Genomic DNA, 24149 nt, shown 5'->3' with positions numbered 1-24149 from the left:
CTACCGGAACAGCCGATCACGCACCTGCAACATCAGCGCCTCATCCACCTCGCCCCAGTACTGCGGCTTGCCGGCGATGATGGCGGCGATGGGAATGCCGTCGCGGTAAACCAGTTTGTTGCCGACAATCGCCGGGACTTTCGCGCCGGGCAGCAGCGTCCCGGCGAGGTTGAGCGGGTCGACTCCGCTGACGGCAATCAAGCTGCCGTCCAGCGGGCGGTTGCGGACTTCGCGCAATAACGGGATGGCTTCGGGTAACGCGAATTGCTCACCGGCCAGGCCGGCAACGAAGCGCCCGCCGCGAATCTCTCCGCGAGCTTCAAGCCGATGGAACGTGCGCAGCAACTCGCGCCACGTCGGCAGCCAGTCCGCCTCGCGCTCCAACAGGCGCCAGAACACCACGCCGTATCGACGCAGCAAGGTCATGGCGACATGCTCCAGCGTGTCGCTGTCGATCCTTTGCGACGCGCCTTCTTCCTTCGCCGGCGCGCGACGCAACAACGCCCAGCGCCCGGCATCGTCCATGCCGCCAATGAACGCGCCGCGATTACGTCGACTGGTGTGGCTGGCGCGTTTGCTTGCCGGCGTGATCAGCGCGCGCAGCCCGGCGAAGCTGTCGGCATTGACCAGCCCGGCGCCCACCAATTCCTGCAGCGCCGTTTCCAGTTCAGCCCGCAGCAAATGAGCTTCGGAGGTCAGCTCATCGAAAAACATCGCGCCCTGGCTCGACAACACTTCATGAGCCTTCTGCGCGCGCAGTGATAACTCGGTCGGCGCCGGCTGTTCGGTCAGCCCGGTCCACAGGCGAACCTGCGGTCGCGGCAGCAGCACAATCGGCGTACTGCGCAACGCAGCACTGCCGACCTTGTTACGACTGGTCAGGCGCATCCACACCACCTTGCCGGACCGACACAGATCATCCAGCCAGATCGATGAATAGTCTTTCAAGCGTGCCGGAAGCAGATCACTGTCCCACGCGCCTGCGGCTGACGAAAAACCCTCCAGTTGCGCGACGACTTCCGGCAGCGCGGCTTTGCCCTGACTCTGGGTCGTGGCGGACAGATGCTGCCAATCGAACAGAAAGAGGGTGAAGTCCTGCAGCGACACCGGCTCGATTTCCCGGCGCAGGCGTTTGACCGTATACCGGTGGATACGCGACAGCAGATGCCGCTCGCACCATTGCTCCTCGCGGGCGTCAGGGTTGAACTGGCCGCGCAGCACATAACCTTCGTTCTCCAGCTGGACCAGCGCCTGTGCGACTTCGCTGTGCGTCAGCGCCAACGGCTCGGCAATGGCGGGAACCGTCAGCGGGCCGAAACCGCCAAGCCGCGCACGGACGATTTCTACGCGCGCTTCCTCCTCGCTCCACGTTTCATCGAACCCGGCCAATGCCGCCAAGGGCGGGTGCATTTCGGCGGCGGGATAGATCGCCTGCAAACAGGTCAGCCGCTCCAGCGGAATCCACAGCGCCTGCTCCGGGGTGACCTGCAAGCGCGTGCCCCGGCCTGAGCGGGCCAGGCTCTCCAGCCATTTCATCCAGTCGCCGTGCTCGCGGGCCTCAACGCCGGTGATGCAGCCCAGGGTCATCAGCGTCTCGTGCATCTCATCCACATTTTGCGGCTGCGGCCAGGCTTCATCAGCCACCGCTTTGATCGCATCGACATCCAGCGCGCCGAGATCGTCGGTGGATTCCGGGTCGCTCCAGCGCCGATTGAGCACCGCCTGGGTGCGACGTTCTTCCAGCGGCGCGTTGTCGAGAAACGCATACGGCTTGGCGTTGAGAATTTCCGCTGCGAGCGGAGAGGGCGCGGGCAGATCGCGACTGACCAGGCGCACCTCGCCGTTTTCCATGCGCCGCAGCAGTTTCAGCCAGCCTTCGGCGTCCATGGCTTCGTGCAGGCAGTCGTCCAGGGTCTGTTCGATCAGCGGATGCTCCGGGACCTCCCGCTCGCCCACCAGATTTTCCAAGCAGGCGATTTGGTCCGGAAATACCGTGGCGATCAGGTCATCGCTCTTGATGCGCTGCAGTTGCGGCGCCACTTTTCGCCCGCCGGTGTAACGCGGCAGGGCCAGTGCCACACCGGCGTTCCAGCGCCAGCGCACGCCGAACAGCGGCGCATCCAGCACTGCCTGAATCAGTAAATGCTCGGCAGTGGCGGAGTTGAGATAACGCCAGACTTCATCGAGCGCAAAACTGTGCGCCGTGGACAGCGACAGCACGATGGCGTCCTCGCTGGCGGCGGCTTGCAGCTCGAAGTTGAAGGTGCGGCAGAAGCGCTTGCGCAGCGCCAGGCCCCACGCGCGATTGACCCGGCTGCCAAACGGGGAATGAATCACCAGTTGCGTGCCGCCGGATTGATCGAAAAAGCGCTCAATGACCAGCGTGTCCTGTGACGGCAGCGCACCCAGGGCCGAGTGCGCGCGGGCGAGGTATTCAATGATCTGCTCGGCGCTCGCGAGGTCCAGGCCCAGGCTTTTCATCAGCCAGTCCGTGCAGGCCAGAAGGTTGCCGGGATGGGCGCTGAGCTGCTCATCGATGTCGGCCTGCAAACGTGCGACGGCGAAAGACAGTTCATCGCTGCGCCCCGGCGCCTCACCCATCCAGAACGGAATGTTTGGCGGCATGCCGTGGGCGTCCTCGACCCGCACGCGGCCGGACTCGATCCGCAGAATCCGGTAGGACGTGTTGCCCAGCTGGAAGATGTCACCCGCCGCGCTTTCCACGGCGAAGTCTTCGTTGACGGTGCCGATGTTCAGCGCCTGAGGTTCGAGGACCACGCTGTAATCGGCGTTGTCCGGAATCGTGCCGCCACTGGTGACCGCCGTGAGTTTGCTGCCGCGCCGACCGCGTAACGTGCGGGTTACCGCGTCGCGATGCAGGTACGCCGCGCGCACGCCCTGACGCCCGCTGTAACCCTCGGCGAGCATGCTGAGCAGCGCCTGATAATGGGTTTCGTCGACTTCGGCGTAAGGCGAAGCCTTGCGGAACAGCGCCAGCAGATCCTGCTCCTGCCATTCCTGACAGCTGACCTCGGCAATGATCTGCTGCGCCAGCACATCCAGCGGCGCCTCGGGAATGACCAGTGTGTCGAGCTCGCCGCGACGCACGCAATCCAGCAGCGCCGCGCACTCGATCAGATCATCCCGGGAAACAGCAAACAACCGTCCCTTGGGCGTCCCGCCTACGTGGTGCCCGGAACGACCGACCCGCTGCAAGAAGGAAGCGATGGATCGGGGCGAACTGATCTGGCAAACCAGATCGACGTCACCGATATCAATGCCCAGCTCCAGCGAGGCCGTGGCGATCAATACCTGCAGGTCACCGCGCTTGAGGCGCTGCTCGGCGTCGAGTCGTTGCTCTTTTGCCATGCTGCCGTGGTGGGCGGCGACCGCCTCTTTGCCCAGTCGCTCACTCAGATGCCGCGCCATGCGCTCAGCGAGTCGCCGGGTGTTGACGAAAATGAGAGTGGTGCGGTGTTCGCGCGCCAGCACCGCGAGCCGGTCATAGACCAGTTGCCAGACGTCACTGGACATCACGGCGCTCAAGGCAACCGGCGGCACTTCGATGGCCAGATCCCGAGGACGCGCGTGGCCGATGTCAACGATGGCGCAAGGGCGACTGACCGGATCGCTGCCGACCAGAAAACGTGATACGCGCTCGATGGGTTTCTGCGTCGCCGACAGCCCGATGCGCAGCAGCGGTTTTGCACACAGCGCCTGCAAACGCTCCAGCGTCAGGGCGAGATGGCTGCCACGCTTGCCGGCCGCGATCGCATGAATTTCATCGACGATGACGGTCTGCGTGCTCGACAACATGCGCCGACCGGAGTCGGAGCCCAGCAGCACGTACAGCGACTCCGGCGTCGTGACCAAGATGTTCGGCGCGGTTTTGCGCATGGCCGTACGTTCTTTCTGCGGCGTGTCACCGGTGCGCACGGCGGTGGTGATGCGCAGCCCAGGCAGGCCTTGCTGAACCAATTGATCGGTGATGCCCGCCAACGGATTCTGCAGGTTGATCTGGATGTCGTTGGACAGCGCTTTCAGAGGCGAGACGTAGACCACGAAGGTCTCATTCGGCAGCTCGCCGCCGTGCTCCAGCCCTTGATGCACCAGATCATCGATGACTGCCAGAAACGCCGTCAGGGTTTTACCGGAACCGGTGGGCGCGGCGATCAACGTGGACTGGCGGCCCTTCATCAGCGGCCACGCCTGGGCCTGGGCCGCAGTAATGGCCGGGAACGTGGAGCGAAACCACGCGCTGACCGCCGGATGAAAGGCGTCGAGCACCGGGTCGGGCGTCTGGAGAAGGTTCATGCGCGATTAATGCGGGCGCCGGCGGGTAGATGCAAGGGTCAGATGCTCAGGGGAAGACACAAGGGCGAGTGATCGGAGACGCGTTTCAGGGCGCCGCACGCGCGCATGCCCGCCGTTGTTGGGACTTGCCCGATGACGTGTTATGTTTGCGGACGTTTTTCACCTATTTTTAATCGACCTGAAGACTGAGCCTGCTGACTCTATGCGAATGCGCCTTATGCTGTTGGGCGGCGGGAATGCCCTCGGGCAGGCGTTGATTCGTCTAGGTGCCGAGGAGAACATTGGTTTCCTCGCGCCGCGTCCACCCCAAGACGGTTGGGACGCGGCAAGCCTGACGCAACTGCTCGATGACACCCGCCCGGATGCCTTGATCAATCTCGCTTACTACTTCGACTGGTTTCAGGCGGAGCGGGTGAGCGCTGACAGGCTGGATAATCAGGAACGCTCCGTCGAGCGTCTCGCTGAACTGTGCCAGCACCACAATATCGTCCTCGTCCAACCCTCCAGCTACCGCGTGTTCGACGGTTCGCGGGCGACGGCTTACAGCGAAAAAGACGAGCCCGTGCCGCTGGGTTCCCGTGGTCAGGCCTTGTGGCGCATCGAGCAAAGCGTGCGCGCCACCTGCCCGCAACATGTGCTGCTGCGTTTCGGCTGGCTGCTCGACGACAGCGCCGAAGGCGTGCTCGGGCGCTTTCTCAGCCGCGCCGAATCTCCCGGTGAATTGCTGCTGGCAGACGACCGTCGTGGCAATCCGACCCCGGTCGATGACGCCGCAAGGGTCATCATTTCGGTGCTCAAACAGCTCGATTGCGCCGCGCCGCTGTGGGGCACTTACCACTACGCCGGGCACGAAGCGACCACGCCACTGGCGTTCGGTCAGGCCGTGTTGACCGAAGCCCGTCTGCTGCGTCCGCTGGCAATCGAAACGCCGACCGCCCAGGCCCACGCCGCACGTCCGGACGCCAGCGAAGAGCCGCAGAACGCCGTGCTCGCCTGCAAGAAAATTCTCCACACTTTCGGTATCAAGCCACGCGCCTGGCGTGCTGGTTTGCCCAACCTACTGGACCGCTACTACCGCCATGTCTGATGCTCCTGTCCTCATCACCGGCGGCGCCGGTTTCATCGGTTCGCACCTGACCAACGCGCTGCTCGCCAAGGGCTACGCCGTACGCATTCTCGACGATCTCTCCACTGGTAAACGCGCCAACTTGCCGCTGGACAACCCCCGTGTCGAGTTGATCGAAGGTGATGTCGCCGATGCCGCGCTGGTGGCCCGGGCGGCGGTGGGTTGTCAGGCCGTGGCGCACCTGGCTGCCGTCGCGTCGGTGCAGGCCTCGGTGGACGATCCGGTGAAGACGCACCAGAGCAATTTCATCGGCACGCTGAATGTCTGTGAAGCGATGCGTCAGGCCGGCATCAAGCGCGTAGTATTTGCTTCAAGCGCTGCGGTTTACGGCAACAACGGTGAGGGCGAGGCCATCACCGAAGACACGCCCAAAGCGCCGCTGACCCCCTACGCGTCGGACAAACTGGCCGGTGAGCACTACTTCGATTTCTATCGCCGCCAGCACGGTTTCGAGCCTGTCGTGTTCCGCTTCTTCAACATCTTCGGCCCGCGTCAGGACCCTTCTTCGCCGTACTCGGGCGTGATCAGCATCTTCGCGGAGCGGGCGGTAAACGGCCTGCCGATTGCGGTCTTCGGCGACGGCGAGCAGACCCGGGACTTCTTCTACGTCGAGGACCTGGTTGACCTCGTGGTGCAGGGCATCGAGATGCCGACGGTGGCAGAGGGCGCAGTCAATGTCGGGCTGAACGCGACGACTTCGCTGAATGAGCTGCTGGGCGCCCTTGCCGAGGTGGTGGGAGATCTGCCGCCGGTGAGCTACTTGCCCGCACGCTCGGGTGACATCAAGCATTCACGTGCCAGCAATCAGCGTCTGCTTGAGCGCTTTAAGGTGCCCGAGCCGACGCCGCTGAAAGTCGGGCTGGCGCGGCTGCTGGGGCGCTGAAACCTGCGCAGCAAAAAGGCACCGAGGAGGTGCCTTTTTTGTGCCTGCTGGTTCGGGCGCAAGCGCTTCGAACTTCAAGCGCTTAGAACTTGTAGCCCACGCCGACCATGTACACCCACGGATCGACGTCCACGTTCACTTTGGTTCGGCCGACGCCCAGCGCCGACGGACCGTCGAGCGTGGCTTGGGTGTCGATGTCCACGTACCAGACGGCGGCGTTGAGCATGATCTTGTCCGTCAGCATGTAGTCCGCGCCGATCTGACCGGCCCAGCCCCACGAATTCTTGATGTGCAGGTTGTTCATGCCCTGGCCTTTGCGTTCGCTGCTCAGGTTTTCGTCGTAGAACCAGGTGTAGTTCACGCCGACACCGGCATAGGGCTGGAATTTCGACGTCGCGTCCATCGGGTAGTACTGCAGCGACAGGGTTGGCGGCAGCTGTTTCACGTCCGCCAGCTTGCCATCCAGACCCGGGCCCAGGCCTTTAACCGCGACGGTGTGCTGGAAGGGCGTTGCCGCCAGCAACTCAAGGCCCACGTGATCGGTGAGCATGTAGGCGAAGGCCAGCCCCAGTTGGGTGTCGCTGTCCAGCGTCGCTTTGGTACCCGGGACTTTGGTGCCGTCCAGCTTCAGGTTTCCGCTTTCTTCGTTGGGCGCCGTCGTGGCAGCACCGGCGCGAATGATGAAGTCACCGGCCTGGTGAGCGTGAGCGGCGAGGGGGACACCGAGTGCAAGCGCGAGCAAGGGCACGCTGAGCAGGGACTTGTGCATGGGGGCTCCGTAAGGGCATAAAAAGAGATGCCGTATGTTACGAAGCGTCTAGCTCGCGGTTTTTGACCTGGCTCAATGAAACGTTAATTAGGACGGCCAATGGTAGTCAGGCCGGCTTACTTCTTGTCGTTCTGTGGCAGATCCTCGGTCGTCCTGGCGTCGCGCTGTCGTGCAGCATACACAGCCTCTGTGGGAGTGAGCTTGCTCACGAAGACGGTGATTCAGGCGCTAAAGATGCAGCGGTTGTCTTGTCCCTTTCGCGAGCAAGCTCGCTCCCACGAGGACTGCGTGTTTCCGGTAATACGCCGTCTGCTAACGACCCTCACTGCTCATCTGGCATTTCGTACACCAGAATCTTGTCCGCTTCCATCTGGTAACCCGCGTCGGCCAGTTCGGTGGTCGAGGATTTGACCTGCATCGGGCCTTCGATCCAGTAGGGCTGGTACAGCTCGTCCACCTTGACGCCCAGTTCGCTGGTCACGTGGACGATCTGATTCGGCGGCGGTGGAGGCACATGAATGCAGGCGCCGAAATACGGGACCAACAGAAACTCCGTCACCCGGCCTTCCTCGCTGACTTCCAGCGGCACGATGTAACCCGGCAGACGCACTCGCTCGCCGTCCAGCGACTTGACCACCGGCGCATGGGGCGCCAGTTGATGGGCGGCCGGCGCGGACTCGACGGACAGGGTGTCTGCCATGCTCGACAGGTTATGGATCGGCGCGGTGATCAGCTTCACCGGTGGCGCGTCGGGCGGGATCATTTCCTGCCACGTCAGCACGCGCAGGTCCTGGGCCCACAACGGCGTAGCGACAATCATCAAACACAGCAGCCAACCCATCCGCATCACAACGACCTCATAAACGAATCGACAGCCCGTCTGCCAACGACTGGCGATAGGCACGCCACGCGGGAACGGTGCCCATCAACACCGCAGCGCCGAGAATGCCTGCCAGCAGCGTCCACTCGTATGTGCTTGGCAGGGACAGCGGCAGGTACAAACCGTAATTGGCCTGCACGTAACCCTGCGCGGAGGCAATGCCGATGTAAAGCAGCGCCAGTCCGCAAACCGATCCTCCCAGCGCCAGGGCAAACGCTTCCAGCACCAGCAGACTGGCGATGTGCCAAGGGCGTGCGCCCACCGAGCGCAGAATAGCCATTTCCCGACGCCGTTCGTTGAGGCTGGTGAGAATCGCCGTGAGCATGCCGATCAACCCGGTCAGCACGACGAACAACGAGATCACGAACAGCGCTTTTTCCGCCGTGCCCATCAGGCTCCACAGCTCCTGCAACGCCACCCCCGGCAGAATCGCCAGCATCGGCTCACCGCGGAATTCGTTGATGTCCCGTTGCACGGCGAAGGTCGCGATCTTGCTGTTCAGCCCGAGCATGAAGGCGGTGATGGCAGTGGGCGTGAGGTCCATGTTGCGGGCCTGATCGGCACTGATACGCCCGGCGCCCTGGGCGGGCACGCCGTTGTGCCAGTCGATGTGAATCGCTTCCATGCCGCCCAGGCTGATGTGGAGCGTGCGGTCCACCGGCGTGCCGGTGCGCTTGAGAATGCCGACCACCGTGAACGGCTTGTCGTCATGCTTGACCAGGCTCACCGTCGCAACGCCGTGGGCCAGCACCAGTTTGTCGCCGAGTTTGTAATGCAGCGCGTCGGCCACTTCCGCGCCGAGCACGACTTCAAACGGGTCGGTGGCGAACGGCCGACCGTCGGCCAGCTCCAGGTGCTGCTGACGGCCGTACTGGTAATGCTCGAAATACGATTCGTTGGTGCCCATCACGCGATAGCCTCGATGGCTGTCGCCGAGGGAAATCGGGATCGCCCACTTCACCTGCTTGCTGTTGGCGAAGTGCTCGAAACTGTCCCAGCGAATGTTGTTGGTGGCGTTGCCGATGCGGAACACCGAGTACAGCAGCAGGTTGACCGACCCCGAGCGTGCGCCGACGATCAGGTCCGTGCCGCTGATGGTGCTGGCAAAACTGGCGCGTGCTTCGGTGCGCACCCGTTCGACCGCCAGCAGCAGGCAGACGGAGAGGGCGATGGCGAACGCGGTGAGGAAGGCAGTGAAGCAGCGGTTGGCGAGGCTGGCCAGCGCCAGGCGAAGAAGATACATCTCAAACCTCTGAAGCGATGGCGGCGCGATTGAGTTCGGCCAGCGACAGGTTGCGGTCGAACAGCGGCGCCAGGCTCTGATCGTGGCTGACGAACAGCAGGCTGGCGCCGGCCTCGCGGCATTCGGCGAACAGCAACTGAATGAACGCTTCGCGGGCGTCGGCATCCAGCGCCGAGGTGGGTTCGTCAGCGATCACCAGCTCCGGCTGGCCGATCAGGGCGCGAGCGGCAGCAACCCGTTGCTGCTGACCGATGGACAGCGAATCGGCGCGGCGGCTGAGCATTTCGGGGTCTTTCAAACCCAAGTGAGCGAGCAAGGTTTCGGCCGCTATGTCGACGCTGCCGTGGCGTTGGGTCGCCCGCTGCGTGCGTAGTTTGGAAAAGCGGCACGGCAGCTCGACGTTCTCACGCACCGACAAAAACGGCAGCAAATTGAATTGCTGAAAGATGTAGCCGGTGTGGTCGACACGAAACCTGTCCCGGGCGCCGGCCGAGAGCTGTGTCAGTTCTTGGCCGAGCAGGCGAACGCTGCCGCGGCTGGGGCGCTGCACACCGCCCAGCAGACCGAGCAGCGTGGTTTTGCCACTGCCGCTGGGGCCTTTGAGAAACAGGGTTTCGCCGGCATCGAGGCGAAACGCCGGAATGTCCAGCAGCTGCGGATGCCCCGGCCAGCTGAAGCCGAGTTCGGACAATTCAATGAGCGCTTGAGTCATGGCCACACGTGCGTTTGAAAAGTGATCGACCGGGAAGCCCGGTCGCTGATGGAGTGGCGTTGGTTAAAACTTGACCACCGGATTGCTCGGACGCACTTCAGCGCCCATCTGGCGTTTCGGTGTCACCAGCTGCACCTGAATGGTCTGGGTGGCCGGGAAGCTTTTGAACAGCTGGGTCAGATCGAGCTTGTTGAGCACGTTCGGCGCGCTGCAGGTGAACTGATAGTGGCCGTGAATTTCGCTGTGCTCGTGTTCAGCCGCGTCGCCCTCGGCGTGGTCGTGATCGTCGTCATCCTTGTCGCCGAACAGCGTGCTTTCCACCCGCTGTTTGGTCGCGGTGCATCCGGCTGCTTCCGGGAGACTGAACAGGGCATGGGGTTTGAGCAGGGTTTCCTTGGCCAGAGCAAGCGTCATCTTGTCTGCGTCCGTGGTTGCCGGGTGCTCGAAGCCGACGATGTTCATCGCTGGCGTGTCGAGTTCCAGTTCCAGGGTGCGACCGTCCAGCGCCATGTCCAGCCGCGCGACACCATGCACATGCGCGCCGAGACTGCCGTGCTCATGATCGTGGTCATGTTCATCAGCCGCTTGAGCAGCAGCGAGGGGCAGCAAGGCGAAGGGCAGGGCGAGTAGCAAACGACGCATGGGGAAGCTCCGGGGGCGAGTCTGAAATTTGTTATGTGATCTTATAACAATGCGTCGCGCTGTTTCTTAACTTTTTCAATCAGCCTTGTGGGAGGGTGAGCTTTCAGGGATCACGTGCAGGTCGACAATTCCTGTGGGACCATGCCGGTCCGCCCTATCAGAGGACATACCCCATGCTGCGAATCCGTGGAACCGTCGGCGATCTGCCGGTGGATCTGACTTTGGAAATGGACGACGCCGACTGGGCACGGCTGGGTATTCAGCCAGGCGCGCAGGTGCAGGCAACGTCGGCGCCGGTTGATACGTCCGTCAAGCCTGCGGCCAGTCGCAACGATGCTGTCTGGGATATCGCTCAAGAGCTGTTGCGCAAAGCGGGCCATCTGACCGGGCCGGATCTGCTCGGTCAGCTGGAAGGTTTGTCGGGTAGCACCGCTGCGGGCAAACGCCTGATGGTGCGGATGCGCCACAGCGCCAACGTGAAAGTGGAAAGCCAGGGCGACACGCCGGTGTATCACTGGGTTGAGTGATACACACAACCGTTTTTGGACCCGTGTAGGACCGGCTTTAGCCGGGAATGCTTCAGCCGTCACACCACAAAATTGAGGGTGCTGGTGCGGGCCTCTTCCCGGCTAAAGCCGGTCCCACAAGTAGACCGCGTACATTCCTTGGGACTGGCTCGGTCCATTAAAAGACCGGCTTCAGCAGGGAAGGCTAGTAGAGCGCCGCAAACAGCCGACGACGGTAGGTCGTGACCAGCGGGTGATCATTCCCCAGCAAGTCAAACACCTGCAGCAGCGTCTTGTGCGGCTGGCCTTCGTTGTAGCTGCGGTTGCGGATGAACAGCTTGAGCAGTCCTTCCAGCGCGGCTTCGTATTGCTGACGGGACAATTGCTGGATAGCCAGTTGGTGCGCGGCTTCGTCGTCCTGCGGGTTCTGCGCCAGGCGCGACTTCAGCTCGGCGACGTCAGGCAACGCGGCGGCTTCACCCAGGAACGTCAATTGCGCCTTCGCCCCTGCCAGCGCGGCTTTGTGCTCATCGCTCTTCACCGCGTCCAGCACCGTGCGGGCTTCTGTCAGCTCGCCCCGTTCGGCCAGGCAGCGCGCATACAGAATCAGCGCGGCAGCGTTTGTGTTGTCCTCGGCGAGGATGGTCTGCAGAACCGCTTCTGCTTCGGCGAAATGGCTCTCGGCGAACATCGCCTGCGCGGTTTTCAGCGGGTCGGCGGCGGCCGGCGGTGGCATTTGCACATGGGGCTCAAGCAGTGCGCGGATTTGCGATTCAGGCTGGGCGCCGGAGAACCCATCCACCGGCTGGCCGTCCTTGAACAGCACCACGGTGGGCAGGCTGCGAATGCCGAAGCGCGCCACGATGTCCTGTTCAGCGTCGCAGTCGACCTTTGCCAGCAGCAACTCGCCCTGATAACTCTCGGCAATCTGCTGCAGCAGCGGCATCAGCACCTTGCACGGCGCACACCACTCGGCCCAGAAATCCACCAGCACGGGTTTGTGAAAGGAGTTCTCGATAACCATCTGATCGAAAGTGGCGGTGGTCGCATCGAAGATGTACGGCGTGTCCTGGCTCATCGCGGGTCTCGAAAAAAGGCTTGATGGCGCGAACTATAAAGCGCTGGGGGGATTGTCGGAAGCGGGGTTGATGCCTGGCGCTAAATTGCAGGCGCGAAGCGAGTCATGACCTGACCGCATGATAAAGACTCACCCTGCGAAACTCCCACGGCTCGGCCAGATCGGGCAGCGTCAGCGCCTCCAGAATCCCCAGTCTTTTATAAAGAGGATGCTGGAAATCCCGCACCCGGGAATCGGCCACCAACGCCTCTTCTCCGCGACTGAGAAACTGATCCAGCAGCGGCAGGTTGGCGCGGTCGTACAGCACGTCGGCCACCAGGATCAGGTCGAAACGATCCTCCTCGGCGAAGAAGTCGCCCGAATACTGAAGCGTCACGCCGTTCAGCTCAGCGTTGGCTCGGCAGGCCCCGATCGCCAGCGGATCGAGATCACAGGCGACGACTTCGAGCGCCCCGGCCTTCATCGCCGCGACGCCTGCGACACCCGAGCCCGCGCCGAAATCCAGCACGCGCTTGCCCGCGACCCACTGCGGCTGCTCGGCGAGAAAGCGCGCCAGCGCCAAGCCACTGGCCCAGCAGAAACTCCAGTAGGGCGGGTCTTCAAGAATGCGCCGGGTTTCTTCGGGGCTGAACGCGCGATCCATATTGTTTGCGTCGATCAGCCACAGCTTCAGGTCCGTCCCCGGCAGCGCTTCGGCAACCAGTTGCGCATCACCCAACAGTTCGCCCAATGCGGCTTGCAGGTGAAACGGCGCGGTCACGGCGCGGGAGCGAATTGCAGCTGACCCAGCGCCTGAGTGGTGGGCTGGGTGATTAGCACGGACGGCAGATGCAGAATCAGCTGCCCCGACTTGCTGGCGCGGCCGCGCAGTTCAACGCGCGCGCCCACCGGAAAGGCCTCAGGATTGAAGCGCAGCTGGAACGGCAGCGACTGGTTGTTACCCATCAGTTTGGTACTGGTCAGCAGCTTCTGCGGGCGATTGCGATCGTCGATGACCAGCAGCGCCAGTTCGACTTCTGCGCCGGCCGGCACGCCCAGCAACTGGCCGCTCAATTCGCGCTGGAACGGCTGCAACGGACCTTGCCCTTCCGGCAGCGTAATGGCGTTGGGCGCAGGTTTGGCGGGTGCCGCAGGTTTCGGCGCTTCGGCCGTGCTGCAGGCAGCGAGCAGGCCCACAAGGCTGATTACAGCAAGCGTACGTAGCGTCATGAACAGCTCCAGACAAAGCAGAATGCGGGCGAGATACGCACGGGATGGCGCAGTATCGCTGAGTGCGACAGGTTTCACCGCACTGAATGCGCGTCTATATACCTTAAAGCCCCGGACTTGTCTTGCCAGCGAGATGCGCTACCATGGCCCTCCCTTTTTTTGTTGCCTGCCACCATGCACTGTCCCTTTTGCGGTGCCAACGACACCAAAGTCATTGACTCGCGCCTCGTTGCTGAAGGCGATCAGGTTCGCCGCCGCCGCGAATGCGTCGCCTGCGAAGAACGCTTCACCACATTCGAAACCGCTGAACTGGTTCTGCCCCGGCTGATCAAGCAGGACGGCAGCCGTCAGCCCTTCGACGAAGAGAAGCTGCGCGCCGGCATGCAGCGCGCGCTGGAGAAGCGCCCGGTCAGCGTCGAGCGTCTCGAAGCGGCCCTGGCCCATATCAAAAGCAAACTGCGTGCGACCGGCGAGCGCGAGGTCAAATCGCTGATCGTTGGAGAGCTGGTCATGGGCGAATTGCAGAAGCTCGACGAAGTGGCCTACATCCGCTTTGCTTCTGTTTATCGGCGGTTTCAGGACCTCAACGAATTCCGCGAAGAAATCGACCGACTGGCCCGCGAGCCGGCTAAAGAGTGAGCATGACCTCGACAGAGCAAGGCGTGCTCGACGCAGCCTACATGGCGCGGGCGCTGGAACTGGCGCGCAAGGGCGTCTACTCGACGCATCCCAACCCGCGTGTTGGCTGCGTGATCGTGCGTGATGGCGCAATTGTTGGCGAAGGCTGGCACGTCCGCGCCGGCGAGCCCCACGCTGAAGTGCATGCGCTGCGCGAGGCGGGCGACAAGGCGAAGGGCGCCACCGCTTACGTCACCCTCGAACCCTGCAGTCATCATGGCCGCACCCCGCCGTGCGCCGACGCGCTGGTCAACGCCGGTGTGGCGCGTGTGGTCGCCGCCATGCAAGACCCCAATCCCGACGTCGCCGGCCGTGGCCTGTTGCGCCTGATGAACGCGGGCATTGCGGTGCAGAGCGGCGTGCTCGAAAGCGAAGCGCGGGCGCTGAACAAAGGGTTTCTCAAGCGCATGGAACACGGCCTGCCCTACGTGCGGGTCAAGCTGGCGATGAGCCTCGACGGACGCACGGCCATGGCCAGCGGCGAAAGCCAGTGGATCACCGGCCCTGAAGCGCGATCTGCCGTGCAGCGCCTGCGTGCGCAGTCGAGCGTGGTGCTGACCGGCGCCGATACCGTGCTCGCCGACAACGCGCGGCTCACCGTGCGCCCTGACGAGTTGGGCCTGAACGCCGAACTCTGCGCCTTGGCCGCGACCCGACCGCCGTTGCGCGTGTTGATCGACGGGCGTTTGCGGGTGCCCCTCGATGCGCCGTTCTTTACAACGGGCAACGCGCTGGTGGTGACCTGCGCCGCTGCATCGGCCCGCGAGCGCTACCACGACGAAGGGCACGAACTGCTGGCACTGCCCAGCAGCGGCGGGCATGTCGACCTGCGCAAGTTGCTGGTTGAACTGGCGGCCCGGGGCGTGAATGACGTGCTGGTCGAAGCCGGTCCCAAACTGGCCGGCGCGTTTACCCGGCTGGGCCTGGTGGATGAATTTCAGATCTTCGTGGCGGGCAAGTTCATGGGCTCGTCGGCGCGACCGTTGCTAGACCTGCCGCTGGCGCAGATGAGCGAGGCGCTCGAACTCAAGATCGTCGAAATGCGCGCGGTCGGCAATGACTGGCGAGTCATTGCAATACCCGCGTCGCACCCCGGCGTATAATTCCGGCTTCCGCGCTCAGCGCTGGCCCTGTTTTCCAGGAGCACCCATGTTTACCGGCATCATCGAATCCATCGGCAGCATCCGCGCCATCACTCCGAAAGGCGGCGACGTCCGCGTTTACGTAGAGACCGGCAAGCTCGACCTTTCCGACGTCAAACTGGGCGACAGCATCGCGGTCAACGGCGTCTGCCTGACCGCCGTTGAATTGCCAGGCGACGGCTTCTGGGCTGACGTCAGCCGCGAAACCCTGAACGTCACTGCCTTCGTCGATCTGAAAACCGGCAGCCGGGTCAATCTGGAAAAAGCCCTGACCCCGACCACCCGCCTGGGCGGCCATCTGGTCAGCGGCCACGTCGACGGCGTCGGCGAAGTACTGTCCCGAGAAGAAAACGCCCGTGCGATCCAGTTCCGCATGCGCGCCCCTCGCGAGCTGGCCAAGTACATCTCCCACAAGGGCTCGATCACCGTCGACGGCACCAGCCTGACCGTAAACGCCGTCAACGGCGCTGAGTTCGAGCTGACCATCGTGCCGCACACGCTCGCCGAAACCATCATGGGCGACTACCGCCCGGGCCGTAAGATCAACCTGGAAGTCGACCTGCTGGCGCGTTACCTCGAGCGTTTGCTGCTCGGTGACAAAGCGGCCGATCCGACACCAGCCCAGGGCGGCAACATCAGCGAAAGCTTTCTGGCCGCCAACGGCTACCTCAAATCCTGAATCGAAGGGGGTGCCGCGTGGCGCTCAACAGCATCGAAGAACTGGTTGAAGACATTCGCCAAGGCAAGATGGTCATCCTCATGGATGACGAAGACCGCGAGAACGAAGGCGATCTGATCATGGCCTCCGAGTGCGTCAAGGCCGAGCACATCAACTTCATGGCGCGTTACGCCCGTGGCCTGATCTGCATGCCGATGACCCGCGAGCGCTGCGAGACCCTGAAACTGCCCCTGATGGCGCCGCGCAATGGCTCGGGCTTCGGCACCAAGTTCACCGTGTCCATTGAAGCCGCCGAGGGTGTGACCACCGGGATTTCCGCCGCCGACCGCGCGCGCACCGTTCAGGCGGCTGCTGCCAAGGATGCCAAGGCCGAAGACATCGTCAGCCCGGGCCACATCTTCCCGCTGATGGCCCAGGCCGGCGGCACGTTGTCCCGCGCAGGCCACACGGAAGCGGCATGCGACTTGGCGCGCATGGCCGGTTTCGAGCCGACCGGCGTGATCTGCGAAGTCATGAACGACGACGGCACCATGTCCCGTCGTACTGAACTGGAAGCTTTCGCGGCCGAGCACAACATCAAGATCGGTACCATTGCCGACCTGATCCATTACCGGATGATCCACGAACGTACCGTTCAGCGGATCGCCGAGCAGCCTCTCGACAGCGAACTGGGCCATTTCAATCTGGTGACCTACCGCGATTCCGTCGAAGGTGACGTGCACCTGGCGCTGACGCTGGGCAAGATCTGCGCGGAAGAAGCCACACTGGTTCGGGTGCATAACATGGACCCGCTGCGCGACCTGTTGATGGTCAAGCAGCCCGGCCGCTGGAGCCTGCGCGCTGCCATGAAGACCGTGGCCGAGGCCGGCAGCGGCGTCGTGCTGCTGCTCGGTCACCCCCTCGATGGCGACACGGTTCTGGCCCATGTGCGTGAAACCGCTGGCGGCACGCCGATCAAGACGCCGACCACTTACAGTACGGTCGGTGCCGGTTCGCAGATCCTTCGTGACCTCGGCGTGCGCAAAATGCGCCTGATGAGTTCGCCAATGAAGTTCAATGCGATATCCGGTTTCGATCTGGAAGTTGTAGAATACGTGCCCTCCGAATAATGGCCGGCAGGTGACAGGCCCCGACAGCGTTCAGCCGTGGGTGGTTCTGGTCCCTGCAGTCGTCCATTCGTGGCCTAAAATCCCTGAAAGCGCGCGCCCGATGCGCGCTTTCATGCTCTTTAATACGAGAACACGAGACTCAGCCGAATGACCCTGAAGACCATCGAAGGTACCTTCATCGCCCCCCAAGGTCGCTATGCCCTGGTGGTTGGCCGCTTCAACAGCTTCGTCGTCGAAAGCCTGGTGAGCGGTGCCGTTGATGCCCTGGTTCGCCATGGCGTGAGCGAAAGCGACATCACCATCATCCGCGCACCGGGCGCGTTCGAAATCCCGCTGGTCGTGCAGAAGGTCGCTCAACGCAGCGAATTCGCCGCCATCATCGCCCTCGGCGCCGTCATTCGTGGCGGCACCCCGCACTTCGAATACGTCGCTGGCGAATGCACCAAGGGCCTGTCCCAGGTGTCCATGGAGTTCGGCGTACCGGTCGCGTTCGGCGTCCTGACTGTCGATTCCATCGAGCAGGCGATCGAGCGTTCCGGCACCAAGGCCGGCAACAAAGGCGCTGAAGCTGCCTTGTCAGCCATCGAGATGGTCAGCCTGTTGGCGCAGTTGGAGGCCAAGTGATTAACGACGAAAGCGATCAGTTCAACCCGCGTGATCCACGTGCGGCAGACGCTGGCAAGCCATCGAAAAGCGAAAAGCGCCGTGCGGCTCGCCAGATGGCGATGCAGGCCCTTTACCAGCGCCACATGGCTGGCCAGTCGCTGAACGAAATCGAAGCACAATTCCGCGTCGACAACGACTTCACCTCCGTCGATGCCGCTTACTTCCACGACATCCTCCACGGTGTTCCGGGCAATCAGGACAAGATCGACGCAGCGCTGGCGCCATGTCTGGACCTGACCATCGACGAGCTGGACCCGGTTGAGCTGGCGGTTCTGCGTCTGTCGACCTGGGAGCTGCTGGAGCGCATCGACGTGCCGTACCGTGTGGTCATCAACGAAGGTATCGAGCTGGCGAAAGTCTACGGTTCGACCGACGGCCACAAGTTCGTCAACGGCGTGCTCGACAAGCTGGCTCCGCGTCTGCGCGAAGTCGAAGTGAAGGCGCACAAGCGCTGAGGCTTCTGGGTTTCTCCAGAACCTGAGCGTCTCCGCCATGGGCGAGTTCGAGCTGATCCGCAATTACTTTGCCGCTGCGCCCTGCGCGCAGCCCGGCGAAGGCGTTGCCTTGGGGATCGGCGACGACTGCGCCCTGTTGTCGGTGGCCGCTGGCGAGCAACTCGCCGTCTCCACTGACACGCTGGTCGCCGGGGTGCATTTCCCCGACGTCTGCGCTCCTTTCCTGCTCGGCCAGCGCGCTCTCGGCGTGTCGGCCAGCGACCTGGCTGCCATGGGCGCCAGTCCTCTCGCTTTTACCCTTGCTCTGACCCTGCCGCAGGTTTCCGCCGACTGGCTGGAAGCGTTCGCCCGTGGTTTGAACGCCATGGCCCAAAGCTGCGGCCTGCGTCTGATCGGTGGCGACACGACGCGCGGGCCGTTCAGCCTGACCGTCACCGTATTCGGCACCGTTCCCACCGGGCAGGCCTTGACCCGAAGCGGTGCACGGCCCGGCGATTTGTTGTGCGTGGGCGGTCCGCTGGGCGACGGGGCCGGAGCGCTGCCGTTGGTGTTGAACCAGCGCAGCACCGAGGCGTCTACCACTCAGGCCTTGCTGGCGCGTTACTGGTCGCCGCAGCCGCAGTTCGAGCTGGGCATCGCGTTGCGCGGCAAGGCCAGCGCGGCGCTGGACATCTCTGACGGACTGCTCGCCGACTGCGGACATATCGCCACCGCCTCGGGCGTGCGCTTGCTCGTTGAGCGCGAAAAAGTGCCGATGTCTGACGCGCTGCTGAGTTTTTTCGGGCCTGATGCGGCGTTGAATGCGGCGCTTGCCGGGGGCGATGACTACAGACTGGCCTTCACCTTGCCGCCATCATGGCTGGCTGAACTGCAGGCCGCCGGCTTGCCTGTTTTCGTTCTGGGTCGGGTGGTCGAAGGCCACGGCGTGGCGCTGATCGACGCACTTGGGCAGGACGTCACCCCGTTGATTCGGGGCTATCAACATTTTCAGGAGACACGGTGACAGATCATCCTAATCAGGTCCCGGCGGAGAACGTTCCTCCGTCCGTTTGGACCAATCCGTGGCATTTCCTGGCCTTCGGTTTCGGCTCCGGCACATTGCCCAAAGCGCCCGGCACCTGGGGTTCGATGGTTGCCGTGCCGTTTATCCCGCTGTGGCAAATGCTGCCGGACTGGGGCTACTGGCTGGTGCTCGGCCTGACGATACTGTTCGGCTTCTGGCTGTGCGGCAAGGTGGCGGACGACCTGCGCGTTCACGACCATGAAGGCATCGTCTGGGACGAGATGGTCGGGATGTGGATTACTTTGTGGCTGGTACCCGAAGGCTGGGGCTGGCTGCTGGTGGGTTTCCTGGTATTCCGCTTTTTCGACATTCTCAAGCCCTGGCCCATTCACTGGATCGACAAGCATGTGCACGGCGGCGTCGGCATCATGCTCGATGATGTCTTGGCCGGTGTTTTCGCATGGCTGGCAATGCAAGGGCTGGTCTGGCTGTGGGCCGTGATGTAGGGGCTACGCTCATGAGGCGTTCAGGGGTGGGATGGCTGCTCGCTGTGTGGTTGCTGATGACAAGTGTCTGGGCGACTGCCGATGCGGCAACCCCTGCGCCGATGTCTGACAAGCCTACTGACATCCAGCTGGTCAGCGAGCACTGGATTGGTTACACCGAAACCGACGGCACGGGGCTGGGTTGGGATTTGATGCATGAGATCTTCGAGCCGGCCGGCGTCAAGGTCGAGCAGCGCATCGAGCCGTACACCCGCGCGGTCGGGCTGGTGCAGCGGGGCGAGGCCGACGCGTGGATTGCCGCCTACAAGGATGAGGTCGAGGGCACGCTCTACTCGAAGTGGAACTACGACACCGACGAGATTTACACGCTGGGTCTGGCCTCCAAGCCGCTTCCTTCTCTGCAGACGCTGGGCAAATACCGCTTGGCCTGGGTGCGTGGCTACGAGTATCAGCACTATCTGCCCAACGTGACGCACTTCAACGAGGTCGCCCGGCGCGATCACATTCTGCCGATGCTCGAATACGGGCGCGCGGATCTGTATATCGATGCCAAACCGGAAATGGACTTCGTCCTCGCCCAAAGCGACGATCCTCAGCGTTATCGGCTGACCTATCTCACGTCCATTCCTTTGTACCTGAGCTTTGCGGATACCCCGCGAGGGCACGCGCTGCGCGATCTGTTTGACGTACGGATGGGCGAACTTGTGCACAGCGGCAAGCTGCGGCCGATCTTTGCACGCTGGAAGCATGCGTATCCGTTCGACACAGACGGTCGTCAATCCGGTAATGACGCTGCCCACTGATCAAACTTGTTGATCTGATTGGCCGACAATTCAGCCTAAGCGTCTGCAGGAACCTGCTGTTACAATGTTGCGAATTTCCAGCCCTCATACTGATCAGGAGCACCCGGTGCCCGTCGTATTTGTCGCGGCTTCCAAGCTGCCTACCCCTTTTGCCACTTTCAAGATGAACGGCTTTCTCGAGCAGGAAAACGGTCGCGAGCATGTCGTGCTGACCCTCGGCGATGTGTCAGACGGGGCCCCGGTACTCGGCCGTGTGCATTCCGAATGCCTGACCGGTGATGCGCTGTTCAGTCAGCGCTGCGACTGCGGTTCCCAGCTCGAGGCGGCGTTGCGCGCCATCGCCGCCGAAGGCCGCGGCGTGCTGTTGTACCTGCGCCAGGAAGGCCGCGGCATAGGCTTGATGAACAAGATCCGCGCGTATGAATTGCAGGACGGCGGTGCCGACACCGTTGAAGCGAACGAGCGCCTGGGCTTCGCCGCTGACCAGCGCGATTACGGCATTTGCCTGCCGATGCTGGAGCATCTGGGCATCCAGTCCCTGCGTCTGATGACCAATAATCCGCGCAAGGTCAAAGCGCTGACCGACATGGGCATCACCGTCGCCGAGCGTGTGCCGCTGCACACCGGCCACAATCCGCACAACAAGCTCTATCTGGCGACCAAGGCCGGCAAGCTGGGCCACATGATGGGCAACGAGCATCAAAGCGAAGTCGATCCGGCGTGATGCTTTGCAGTCTGCGCCGTCGTCTGGCGCAGGCTGGACGCGCTTGATGCGCCGCTGGGTTGCCTTTCTCCTGTTGCTGGTTGCTTTTCAGGCCGGCGCTGCGCAGCGGGTCGTTAGCCTCGCACCTTCTCTTACTGAAATTGTTATCGAACTGGATGCCGCCGATCTGTTGGTCGGTGTGCTCGACGGCGGTCCACGCCCGACAAAGGTGGCACGCCTGCCATCGGTGGGTCGCTACGGGCAGCTCGACATCGAGCGTTTGCTCAGTTTGCAGCCGGATCTTTTGCTGCTGTGGCCCGGCAGCGTCAGCGCGGCACAGCGCGACCAACTGAAGCGCCTGAACATTCCCGCCTACACCGCCGAGCCTCACACGCTGAAAGAACTGGCTGATCAGATCGAGCAGATGGGCGAACGCCTTGGCCTCGCCGATCGTGGACGACAAGTAGCGGGGGATTTCCGTCAGCGATTGGCCGGATTGCGTGAGCGTTATCGCCGCGATGTCCCGCTGAAGGTGTTCTACCAAGTGTGGGATCAGCCGCTTTACACCGTAGGCGGCGGCCAGATCATCAGCGATGCACTGACCGTCTGCGGCGCACGCAACGTGTTTGAAGACCTGACCCTGCCGGCGCCGCAGGTGAGTATCGAGTCAGTGCTGCAGCGAGATCCGGACGTGATTCTCGCCAGCGACGCTGCATTGTTGCCGGCATGGAAAAGCTGGTCGCAGTTGAAGGCCGTAAAAGCCGGTCGCCTGTTTGCCGTGCCCGATAAAGGCCTCGAACGAGCAAGCGGGCAGATGGTGGAAGCGGTGGCGAAGGTGTGCAGCGTAATAGCGCCAGAACGCTAGATCAGGCGGGCTGCAAATCTACAGCTCAGGCGTCCAGGTCACGCCAAACATCCACGTTCGACCCTCTTCGCGATAGCCGTGATTGCTGCCATCGAAGCTGTACAGCGTGCGGCTGTAGCGTTTGTCCAGGGCGTTATCCAGCTTGAACTCAAGCTTCACTTCGTCGCTGGCTTTCCAGCTGCTGCGCAACCCGAACAACGAATAGCCGCCGATGTGCTGGGTGTTGGCTTCATCGTTGTAGCTGTCGCTGACGGCCTGCCAACTGGCGCCGACACCGAGGCGATCGAACTGCCGATCAAGATCGAGGTTCAGGGTGCGGCGAGCGCGACGGTTGAGCGTGTGCCCAGTGTCACGGTCACGCGGGTCGATGACCGACGCGCCGAGCTTGCCGGTCCAGCCGAACAATTGCTGCTCAAGGGACGCTTCGACACCATTGATCCGTGCCGAGCCGATGTTCTGAGGGCGAAAGTCGCTGTCGAGGGCAATCGCGTCCTGCAGATCAGTGCGATACAGCGAGGCCTCAAGGCGGGCGGTTTCGCTCAGGCGACTGCGCCATTGCAGCTCGTAGCTTTTGGAGTGCTCGGGTTTGAGATTCGGGTTACTGAAGTCCGGGTAATACAGGTCATTGAATGTCGGCGCGCGGAAGCCTTCGCTGTAGGACAGCAGCACGTCGTTGGCGTCATTGAGTGGAACGGTGAGGGTGCCGCTCCAGGTGTTCTGGCTGCCGAACTGCTCGTTCTGATCGTGGCGCAGGCCCAGCTCGGTCGAGAAGTGCTCGCCTTTGAAACGATGCTGGATGAACGCCGCGCGGTTCCAGCGGCTTTCCTCGTCGAACGCCGTGCTGCTGTTGACGCGGTCTTCGTACCAGTCGGCTCCCAGCATCAGGCTGTTGCGGTCGTCCAGGGTCAGGTCGTTCTGCCAATTGAACGAGTCGCGGTAGGTGTTGAACACGTAGTGATCGTCGCTCAGCTTATCCAGCGTCTTTTCGCGGTTCTCGCTGTGGCCCAGCTCCAGACGGGTTTTCCAGGTCTGGTTGATGCGGGCGTCGACGTAGGTGCCGAGGCTGCTCAGGTCAAACTTGCTGTACTGCTGCTGACCCACGGTGTTGAACGTCACCGGGTCGAACAGACCGAACGGGTTGTCGAACTCGGTCTTGCCCCGATTATCCAGAGCGTTGAAGCCGACCTCCACGTCGTCGCTGAGCCAGTGGCTTAGGTTCAGGCTCAGGAATTTATTGCGGTAGGCGTCGTGATCGTCATCGCTGGCGAAGGACGGGCCGGTGCGGTCGATGCCTGCCGTTTCATCCAGGCTGGTGCTGAGGTTGAAATGCGTCTGTTGATCGCCGCCCGACACGCCGAGGCTCTGCTGCTGGGTGCCGCGATTGCCAAAACCCGTATGCAGGCGGGCCTGGAGGCCTTGCTCGGCGCCCCGTCGGGTGAAGATCTGGATCACGCCGCCAATGGCGTCAGCGCCGTAGATGACCGAGCGTGATCCGCGCAGCACTTCCACTCGCTCGATCTGCTCGACGTTGAGGTATTGCAGGTTACTGTCCGCCGACGTCGCATTGGCAATGCGCTGGCCATCGACCAACACCAGACTCTGCGCAGCCTTGGTCCCGCGAATGAAAATCCCCGGCAAACTGCCCCGGCCGCCGCTGGGCGCCACTTGCACGCCGGGCACGCGACTCAGCAGGTCAGTGACGCTACTCGGTTGCAGCCGCTCGATGTCGGCACGGGTGAATACGGTGCTCGCCGCAGTGCTGGCATCACGCTGCTCGACCTGGCGATTGGCGCTGATCACCACGCTGTCCAGCTTCAGGGCGCTTTCGCGATCAGGCTGATCGGCGAAGGCCTGGGTGGCGGGGATGAGGGAGAAAGCGAGGGCGAGGCGGGAAATCGTCATGTTCTATACAAGTATGCTGTCTGACACCCCTGGCCCCAGTGGGAGCGAGCTTGCTCGCGAATGCCGGGTTACAGGCGATGAAGATACGTTAAATGGGCAGACGTCTTCGTGAGCAAGCTCACTCCCACAGGATTCGCGTTTGTCAGCTGATTGCGGTGTACAAAAACAGCAGGACAGTCTCACGCCTCCGATCACCCGGACAATGCCATAGATGGACCTGCTGAAAAATTAACTGTGGGAGCGAGCTTGCTCGCGAATGCTGAGTGTCAGGCGATG

24 protein-coding genes are annotated in these 24149 nt (G+C 62.7%); 14 read left to right on the top strand and 10 right to left on the bottom strand.

From position 1 onward, the window contains the following. Nucleotides 1–4314 carry a DEAD/DEAH box helicase gene (locus ACYASU_RS12930; protein ID WP_463583034.1) on the bottom strand — a complete coding sequence of 1438 codons (4314 nt, stop codon included), beginning with the start codon at nt 4312–4314 and terminating at the stop codon, nt 1–3. A gap of 202 nt (nt 4315–4516) precedes the next feature. Here ACYASU_RS12930 and ACYASU_RS12925 point away from each other — a divergent pair, with 202 nt between their 5' ends. Then, nucleotides 4517–5401: a sugar nucleotide-binding protein gene (locus ACYASU_RS12925; protein ID WP_122536834.1), complete on the top strand. Its 885-nt coding sequence runs from the start codon at nt 4517–4519 to the stop codon at nt 5399–5401. Then, nucleotides 5394–6323 carry an NAD-dependent epimerase/dehydratase family protein gene (locus ACYASU_RS12920; protein ID WP_463583033.1) on the top strand — a complete coding sequence of 310 codons (930 nt, stop codon included), beginning with the start codon at nt 5394–5396 and terminating at the stop codon, nt 6321–6323. Before ACYASU_RS12925 ends, ACYASU_RS12920 begins: the two co-directional genes overlap by 8 nt. A gap of 82 nt (nt 6324–6405) precedes the next feature. Here ACYASU_RS12920 and ACYASU_RS12915 read toward each other — a convergent pair whose 3' ends face one another. The 5 genes from ACYASU_RS12915 to ACYASU_RS12895 form a co-directional block, all read right to left on the bottom strand. Further along, on the bottom strand, nt 6406–7092 hold the full coding sequence (locus ACYASU_RS12915) for an OmpW/AlkL family protein (protein ID WP_282370151.1): 687 nt from the start codon (nt 7090–7092) through the stop codon (nt 6406–6408). Nucleotides 7093–7414: 322 nt separating this feature from the next. Then, nucleotides 7415–7939 carry a DUF3299 domain-containing protein gene (locus ACYASU_RS12910; protein ID WP_205487251.1) on the bottom strand — a complete coding sequence of 175 codons (525 nt, stop codon included), beginning with the start codon at nt 7937–7939 and terminating at the stop codon, nt 7415–7417. A gap of 10 nt (nt 7940–7949) precedes the next feature. After that, nucleotides 7950–9215, bottom strand: a complete 1266-nt coding sequence (locus ACYASU_RS12905; RefSeq protein WP_463583032.1) for an ABC transporter permease — start codon at nt 9213–9215, stop codon at nt 7950–7952. Between the two features lies 1 nt (nt 9216). Then, nucleotides 9217–9927: an ABC transporter ATP-binding protein gene (locus ACYASU_RS12900; RefSeq protein ID WP_463583031.1), complete on the bottom strand. Its 711-nt coding sequence runs from the start codon at nt 9925–9927 to the stop codon at nt 9217–9219. Between the two features lie 63 nt (nt 9928–9990). Further along, a complete protein-coding gene (locus tag ACYASU_RS12895) occupies nt 9991–10569 on the bottom strand; it encodes a DUF2796 domain-containing protein (protein ID WP_463583030.1) in 579 nt (192 codons plus the stop codon). A 173-nt stretch (nt 10570–10742) separates the two neighbouring features. Between ACYASU_RS12895 and ACYASU_RS12890 the strand changes: the two genes are divergently transcribed. Further along, nucleotides 10743–11096 (top strand): hypothetical protein, encoded by a 354-nt coding sequence (locus ACYASU_RS12890; RefSeq protein ID WP_463583029.1) that lies wholly within the window; start codon nt 10743–10745, stop codon nt 11094–11096. 184 nt (nt 11097–11280) lie between these two features. Here the strand turns inward: ACYASU_RS12890 and trxA are convergent, their stop codons facing one another. The 3 genes from trxA to ACYASU_RS12875 all read right to left on the bottom strand — a co-directional run bounded on the left by trxA (nt 11281) and on the right by ACYASU_RS12875 (nt 13362). Next, a complete protein-coding gene (gene trxA / locus ACYASU_RS12885; protein WP_122623971.1) occupies nt 11281–12153 on the bottom strand; it encodes a thioredoxin in 873 nt (290 codons plus the stop codon). Between the two features lie 103 nt (nt 12154–12256). Next, nucleotides 12257–12913, bottom strand: coding sequence for a class I SAM-dependent methyltransferase (locus ACYASU_RS12880; protein WP_463583028.1), 657 nt, complete (start codon nt 12911–12913; stop codon nt 12257–12259). Then, nucleotides 12910–13362 (bottom strand): hypothetical protein, encoded by a 453-nt coding sequence (locus ACYASU_RS12875; RefSeq protein ID WP_463583027.1) that lies wholly within the window; start codon nt 13360–13362, stop codon nt 12910–12912. The genes ACYASU_RS12880 and ACYASU_RS12875 overlap by 4 nt, the downstream gene beginning before the upstream one ends. 174 nt (nt 13363–13536) lie before the next feature. On the opposite strand from ACYASU_RS12875, the gene nrdR reads away from it, so the two are divergent. The 11 genes from nrdR to ACYASU_RS12820 all read left to right on the top strand — a co-directional run bounded on the left by nrdR (nt 13537) and on the right by ACYASU_RS12820 (nt 21971). Continuing rightward, nucleotides 13537–14001 carry a transcriptional regulator NrdR gene (gene nrdR, locus ACYASU_RS12870; protein ID WP_265388127.1) on the top strand — a complete coding sequence of 155 codons (465 nt, stop codon included), beginning with the start codon at nt 13537–13539 and terminating at the stop codon, nt 13999–14001. Nucleotides 14002–14003: 2 nt separating this feature from the next. Beyond that, the gene (ribD, locus tag ACYASU_RS12865; RefSeq protein WP_463583026.1) at nt 14004–15143 is read left to right on the top strand and encodes a bifunctional diaminohydroxyphosphoribosylaminopyrimidine deaminase/5-amino-6-(5-phosphoribosylamino)uracil reductase RibD; all 1140 of its coding nucleotides are present in this window, start codon (nt 14004–14006) and stop codon (nt 15141–15143) included. Nucleotides 15144–15189: 46 nt separating this feature from the next. Continuing rightward, complete coding sequence (locus ACYASU_RS12860) at nt 15190–15861, top strand: riboflavin synthase (protein WP_192173802.1); 672 nt, start codon at nt 15190–15192, stop codon at nt 15859–15861. Between the two features lie 17 nt (nt 15862–15878). Then, the gene (gene ribBA / locus ACYASU_RS12855; RefSeq protein WP_192173801.1) at nt 15879–16970 is read left to right on the top strand and encodes a bifunctional 3,4-dihydroxy-2-butanone-4-phosphate synthase/GTP cyclohydrolase II; all 1092 of its coding nucleotides are present in this window, start codon (nt 15879–15881) and stop codon (nt 16968–16970) included. A 147-nt stretch (nt 16971–17117) separates the two neighbouring features. Next, on the top strand, nt 17118–17594 hold the full coding sequence (gene ribH, locus ACYASU_RS12850; RefSeq protein ID WP_037017809.1) for a 6,7-dimethyl-8-ribityllumazine synthase: 477 nt from the start codon (nt 17118–17120) through the stop codon (nt 17592–17594). Further along, complete coding sequence (gene nusB / locus ACYASU_RS12845; RefSeq protein WP_282370125.1) at nt 17591–18091, top strand: transcription antitermination factor NusB; 501 nt, start codon at nt 17591–17593, stop codon at nt 18089–18091. The genes ribH and nusB overlap by 4 nt, the downstream gene beginning before the upstream one ends. A 37-nt stretch (nt 18092–18128) precedes the next feature. Further along, on the top strand, nt 18129–19094 hold the full coding sequence (thiL, locus tag ACYASU_RS12840) for a thiamine-phosphate kinase (RefSeq protein WP_463583025.1): 966 nt from the start codon (nt 18129–18131) through the stop codon (nt 19092–19094). Further along, entirely contained in the window at nt 19091–19600 is a 510-nt protein-coding gene (locus ACYASU_RS12835) for a phosphatidylglycerophosphatase A family protein (protein WP_346627625.1), read from the top strand. The genes thiL and ACYASU_RS12835 overlap by 4 nt, the downstream gene beginning before the upstream one ends. Before the next feature lie 56 nt (nt 19601–19656). Further along, on the top strand, nt 19657–20403 hold the full coding sequence (locus tag ACYASU_RS12830) for a substrate-binding periplasmic protein (protein WP_463583024.1): 747 nt from the start codon (nt 19657–19659) through the stop codon (nt 20401–20403). A 106-nt stretch (nt 20404–20509) separates the two neighbouring features. Next, complete coding sequence (gene ribA / locus ACYASU_RS12825) at nt 20510–21127, top strand: GTP cyclohydrolase II (protein ID WP_192173797.1); 618 nt, start codon at nt 20510–20512, stop codon at nt 21125–21127. Nucleotides 21128–21170: 43 nt separating this feature from the next. Further along, nucleotides 21171–21971 carry a cobalamin-binding protein gene (locus ACYASU_RS12820; protein WP_463583023.1) on the top strand — a complete coding sequence of 267 codons (801 nt, stop codon included), beginning with the start codon at nt 21171–21173 and terminating at the stop codon, nt 21969–21971. Nucleotides 21972–21989: 18 nt separating this feature from the next. Here the strand turns inward: ACYASU_RS12820 and ACYASU_RS12815 are convergent, their stop codons facing one another. Further along, nucleotides 21990–23873 (bottom strand): TonB-dependent receptor domain-containing protein, encoded by a 1884-nt coding sequence (locus tag ACYASU_RS12815; RefSeq protein ID WP_463583022.1) that lies wholly within the window; start codon nt 23871–23873, stop codon nt 21990–21992. Nucleotides 23874–24149 lie beyond the last annotated feature (276 nt).

The sequence above is a fragment of the Pseudomonas sp. HP_12 genome (assembly GCF_055283955.1).
This window is presented reverse-complemented; position numbering and strand designations above follow the sequence as displayed.

Excerpts from the sequence above, each read along its gene's own strand:
- ACYASU_RS12930 (WP_463583034.1), bottom strand. The coding sequence starts at position 4,314 with ATGAACCTTCTCCAGACGCCCGACCCGGTGCTCGACGCCTTTCATCCG.
- ACYASU_RS12925 (WP_122536834.1), top strand. The coding sequence starts at position 4,517 with ATGCGAATGCGCCTTATGCTGTTGGGCGGCGGGAATGCCCTCGGGCAG.
- ACYASU_RS12920 (WP_463583033.1), top strand. The coding sequence starts at position 5,394 with ATGTCTGATGCTCCTGTCCTCATCACCGGCGGCGCCGGTTTCATCGGT.
- ACYASU_RS12915 (WP_282370151.1), bottom strand. The coding sequence starts at position 7,092 with ATGCACAAGTCCCTGCTCAGCGTGCCCTTGCTCGCGCTTGCACTCGGT.
- ACYASU_RS12910 (WP_205487251.1), bottom strand. The coding sequence starts at position 7,939 with ATGCGGATGGGTTGGCTGCTGTGTTTGATGATTGTCGCTACGCCGTTG.
- ACYASU_RS12905 (WP_463583032.1), bottom strand. The coding sequence starts at position 9,215 with ATGTATCTTCTTCGCCTGGCGCTGGCCAGCCTCGCCAACCGCTGCTTC.
- ACYASU_RS12900 (WP_463583031.1), bottom strand. The coding sequence starts at position 9,927 with ATGACTCAAGCGCTCATTGAATTGTCCGAACTCGGCTTCAGCTGGCCG.
- ACYASU_RS12895 (WP_463583030.1), bottom strand. The coding sequence starts at position 10,569 with ATGCGTCGTTTGCTACTCGCCCTGCCCTTCGCCTTGCTGCCCCTCGCT.
- ACYASU_RS12890 (WP_463583029.1), top strand. The coding sequence starts at position 10,743 with ATGCTGCGAATCCGTGGAACCGTCGGCGATCTGCCGGTGGATCTGACT.
- trxA (WP_122623971.1), bottom strand. The coding sequence starts at position 12,153 with ATGAGCCAGGACACGCCGTACATCTTCGATGCGACCACCGCCACTTTC.
- ACYASU_RS12875 (WP_463583027.1), bottom strand. The coding sequence starts at position 13,362 with ATGACGCTACGTACGCTTGCTGTAATCAGCCTTGTGGGCCTGCTCGCT.
- nrdR (WP_265388127.1), top strand. The coding sequence starts at position 13,537 with ATGCACTGTCCCTTTTGCGGTGCCAACGACACCAAAGTCATTGACTCG.
- ribD (WP_463583026.1), top strand. The coding sequence starts at position 14,004 with ATGACCTCGACAGAGCAAGGCGTGCTCGACGCAGCCTACATGGCGCGG.
- ACYASU_RS12860 (WP_192173802.1), top strand. The coding sequence starts at position 15,190 with ATGTTTACCGGCATCATCGAATCCATCGGCAGCATCCGCGCCATCACT.
- ribH (WP_037017809.1), top strand. The coding sequence starts at position 17,118 with ATGACCCTGAAGACCATCGAAGGTACCTTCATCGCCCCCCAAGGTCGC.
- thiL (WP_463583025.1), top strand. The coding sequence starts at position 18,129 with ATGGGCGAGTTCGAGCTGATCCGCAATTACTTTGCCGCTGCGCCCTGC.
- ACYASU_RS12830 (WP_463583024.1), top strand. The coding sequence starts at position 19,657 with ATGACAAGTGTCTGGGCGACTGCCGATGCGGCAACCCCTGCGCCGATG.
- ACYASU_RS12815 (WP_463583022.1), bottom strand. The coding sequence starts at position 23,873 with ATGACGATTTCCCGCCTCGCCCTCGCTTTCTCCCTCATCCCCGCCACC.